Raw genomic sequence first — 3,295 nt, 5'->3', positions numbered from 1 at the left:
CCAAAGCGGGTCAACCTTAGCCAAGTCGTCCCAATCGCGGCGGTGGGCGGCAAGCGTCTGAACCATATAAATCCCCTCTCACCTTCATCCTAGCAAAGAGCACGCCACATGGCAAAGCCGCACAACCAAGGCGCGAGGCCGCGCCTGTGACTTCTGTTTTTCGCCGGTCAACGGGTCAGGTGTTGCGCCGCAGCGACTCCGGGCGGCCCGCGCGCCGCAGCGGCGCGTCGGCGTTTCCGGCGCTGCCTGCCATGCCGGACTTCGCGGCTGGCCCTACCGCCGTTCCGCTCGAATTGTCCGTCAGCGCCCGCAATATCCAGCAGGCAGGATTCTTGGCCGACGCCGACGCCATGATGGCGATCAAAATGGGCGCCACGTTCACCCATACGGCGGCGCAGGACGGCTGGTTCGACGACCCCGCCACATGGGGCGGCTCTGTTCCTGCCGCTGACGATGTTGTGCTGATCCCGGACGGCGTGAATGTCTGGGTGCAGAGCGACATAGAAATGACGGCCGGGTCGCTGATATGGGCGGACGGGTTTTTCGGCGTCAAGGAAGACGCCACGGTTAGGATTACCGTCGACACTCTCATGGGCGACCGCAGCGCGCGGTTCTGGATCGGCGACACAACGCGGCCCTTCACCGGGCAGTTCAACTGGGAATTCCCGCAATCGACCATCGACGTTTCGGCCGATCCGCGCATGCAGACCAAAGGGATTATGTTCATGGGCCGGTCTAGGGTCCATGGCATTGAAAAAACGCCGTGGGCTCTGACCAACGGCGTTGCGGTCGGGGTTGGCGCAACGTCGCTAACGCTCGCATCTGCGCCGACCGGGTGGAACGTCGGCGACATCATCGCCATTCCGCCGACGCATCTGGTGCGCCCAACCGCGTGGGGCAACAACCCCGTATCGACGCCGATCCACCAAACGGAAACGCGCGCCATCACCGCAATCGACGGCGCGACGGTGTCGTGGACCACGGCCCTTATATACGATCACACCGTCAACGCGGACAGCTCGTTCTCCGACATCCACATCGTCAACCAGACCCGCAACATCGTGTTCGAGTCGCCGCCTGGTGCGGCGGTGCATGAGCGCGGCCACGTGATGATGATGTTCTCCGACGATCACGACTGGCGCTACGCCGAGTTCGCATGGCTCGGCCGCACTGACAAGCGCACGCTGTCGTGGGATTTCACAGACCATCCGAACCACCCAAGTCAAGGCGGGTCGGGCGTTCTCGCAACCGACTCGATCAAGGGTCGTTATTCGTTCCATATCCACGCCTCCGGCCCGGACGGCGCCAATATCTGGACCGAGGGCCTTGTCTGCCACGATGCGTTTTCGCTCGGCATCGCGATCCACAACTCGAACGTCGACTCGCTCAACTGCGCGTCGGTCAATATGTGGGGCTCGGGCATATTCACTGAGAGCGGCAATGAAACGGGGTATATCGATGGCTTTGTCGGCATCGGCCACAGAACCAGCCGGCAAGACCTTTCGAACAAGAACGATTCGGACAAGCAGCGCCATGACTGGGGTCATTCTCAGATCATCTGGATGCAGGGCCGTCTCGTTCCGATCCGCAACTGCGCGGCCTACGGCTCCTCCAATGGCACCGGCTTTGTGTCAAACGTCAGGGGCGATAAATCCGACAAGGCCCGGCCCGGCTCGCTCACCCGCCGCGACCTCCTGCCGGTCTTTAATTCAAAATATTTCTTCACCAGCTCTGCCGGAGAGAGCTATCAGGACGCGGGCTCCAACACGATTGTCCCGATCGATGTAGACGGCGTTCGGATCGTCGCCTGCCTGATCGGCTCGATGGTCATCAAGGCGGCGTCGCAACAGGACCATTACGATTATTCGAACTTCAGCAACATCAAGTGTTCGAACGTCATCCGGGCGATCTACTTCGAATACACGGGCCGCTATTTCTGCGACGGGCTTGAGGCGGTCTATGACGAAGACGGCGCGGCCGGATTTGGCGAACAGTTTGAGATCGGCATTCATATCGGCATTGAGGCGTTCCAGTTTACGATCAAGGAGCCTTATGCGGTCGGGTTCGTAAATGCAGTCAAATTCGATCATCTCACCGTGCCGGTCGAGGACGCAATTGACAGGCGTCTTATCCCGGATGCGGACTGGCACAACATCATCCTCGGCGACGTGACGGGAAGCGCATCTTCCGATCTCGTTCATGCCGCGTTCGATACCGGCGCCAATGTGGACAAGGACCGGTATATTGCGCTGGGCGAGCTTGTGAACGATGCAAGCTATCCGCTTTTTGTCGGCGACCGTGTCGATATCCCGAACACGAAGGCTGTGTTCGATGCAACGCAGGTCTGGGATCCGGTAGCCAACGATCCGACGACGATGCTGCGCTGGTCGGGGACAGTCACCGACAGCGCAGGGACATATACGGTTCCGGCCGGACGCGACCTTTCGCGATTCGACAATCCGTCGCTGTGGGGCACGCTGCGCGATAAAGACTTCTCGCTGCAAAACGGCTTTTGGGTGGAAGACGGAACCGGAGACATCTTCACCGAAATGACGATGATCGTGACCGACCGCTGCACCCGCGTTCGCAAGGACCGGATATTGCGCGTCTATTTCGATCACGGAGCGATTTCAAACGACCCGCGCCCGAGCCCTCCCGTTTCGCCGTGGATCACCGGCCCTTGGGTGAATAACGGGACGAAAGCCTAGCAACCGATGAGAAGGCCATGAAAATCATTGTAGACCGCTTCGTCTCCGACAAGGAGGCGACGCTTTCGCATGTGCAGGTGTTCACCAACGGGGCCGAGCACGCAATTCTCGGCCTCTATGGTTGCGAAGATGAATACCGGGAAATCAAGGTTCCGGGCGAGACGCGGATTCCGAAAGGAACGTACCGGGTCACGGTCAGGACCGAGGGCGGGTTTCACGAACGCTACAAGAAAGACCGGCGTGTCAGCGATATTCATGAGGGCATGCTCTGGATACGGAACGTCCCGAACTTTGAGTATGTGCTGATCCACATCGGCAATTTCGAGAGCGAGACGGACGGCTGCCTTCTCGTCGGGGCGCAATATGACACGGCCAGAATGTGCGTTTATCGGTCGGTCGAAGCCTATCGCGCGCTCTACAAGACCGTGATTGCCGCTGCAAAAGCGGGCGATCTGACGATTGAGTTTCAGGACAACGACAGGAGCTAACCATGCCAGCCTTCATCAAAGCCTTTTTCACGTTCTTCAAAGCCCGCCCGGTCACGATGGCGTGTTATGGAATCGCGTGTTTTCTCATCGGCGCCGTGA

Annotated in this window: 2 protein-coding genes; both read left to right on the top strand. The window is 59.6% G+C overall.

Annotated elements, in window-relative coordinates:
* Window positions 1-182: 182 nt before the first annotated feature.
* Window positions 183-2,708, top strand: coding sequence for a G8 domain-containing protein (locus VGB22_10585; GenBank protein HEX9751712.1), 2,526 nt, complete (start codon window positions 183-185; stop codon window positions 2,706-2,708).
* A gap of 17 nt (window positions 2,709-2,725) precedes the next feature.
* Window positions 2,726-3,196, top strand: a complete 471-nt coding sequence (locus tag VGB22_10580; protein ID HEX9751711.1) for a DUF5675 family protein — start codon at window positions 2,726-2,728, stop codon at window positions 3,194-3,196.
* Window positions 3,197-3,295: the final 99 nt, after the last annotated feature.

This window comes from Candidatus Zixiibacteriota bacterium (genome assembly GCA_036397555.1).
Taxonomy (GTDB): domain Bacteria; phylum Zixibacteria; class MSB-5A5; order WJJR01; family WJJR01; genus DATKYL01.
This window is presented reverse-complemented; position numbering and strand designations above follow the sequence as displayed.

What these genes read in the sequence shown, in the direction of transcription:
- VGB22_10580 (HEX9751711.1), top strand. Translation starts at nt 2,726, where the DNA reads ATGAAAATCATTGTAGACCGCTTCGTCTCCGACAAGGAGGCGACGCTT.